The organism is Halomonas sp. DP4Y7-1 (assembly GCF_019800705.1).
Taxonomy (GTDB): domain Bacteria; phylum Pseudomonadota; class Gammaproteobacteria; order Pseudomonadales; family Halomonadaceae; genus Halomonas; species Halomonas litopenaei_A.
The window spans coordinates 1-640 of sequence record NZ_JAHVKS010000035.1 but is presented as its reverse complement, the minus strand read 5'-3'; the positions used below and the strand labels follow the sequence as shown (position 1 = coordinate 640).

Annotated in this window: 1 protein-coding gene; it reads right to left on the bottom strand. The window is 62.2% G+C overall.

Annotated elements, in window-relative coordinates; genetic code table 11:
- A partial coding sequence (locus KUV72_RS19720) for a DDE-type integrase/transposase/recombinase (RefSeq protein ID WP_222239521.1) occupies positions 1-320 on the bottom strand: 320 nt, incomplete at its 3' end.
- Between the last annotated feature and the right edge of the window lie 320 nt (positions 321-640).

Sequence of the window (640 nt, the reverse complement as noted above, 5' to 3'; positions counted from 1 at the left end):
GCTTCAACCGTCTTGCTGCTGCCGTTGTCCGACAATCGCCAACCAAGGATCTCCCGGGTGCAACAGTCGATGATCACCGCCAGGCTGGCCCGCCGATCCTTACCGCACCACACATGGGTGAGGTCGGTGGCCCAACGCTCATTAGGCCGAGAGGCGACGGACGGCAGGCTCCGGGCACGCGGCCGGAAGCCTTGGGGCCGCTTGCGCACCTGCCAGCCTTTGAGCTGCAAGATGCGTTGGATCGGCTTGCGGTTCTCCCCCAGGACGCACGCCAGACGGCGATAGCCGTAGGTGGGGAACTGCTCCAGCGCAAGCTTCACTCTCTTGGTTAGCTCCGTATTGATCGTGCGTCGCCGCAGCCTCTGACGGTAATACAACGTCCGCCGGGGAAGCCCCAACCACTGACAGAGTTTGACGAGCGACACCACGTGGCCCAGCTGGACCATTTCCGCCTGCAGCGACCTTACGAGTTCTCGTCCTCGTCGAGCAGGCGGCGAAACTTTTTTAGCGCATAGATCTGCAGGTGGGCCTCACCCAGCGCCTCTTTGGTCTCCCGCAGTTCAGATTCGTACTGCTCTCTGACGTCCTTCGGACGAGCCCTGAACCCGTTTTCCATACTGCGCTGGGCCTCATCGACCCA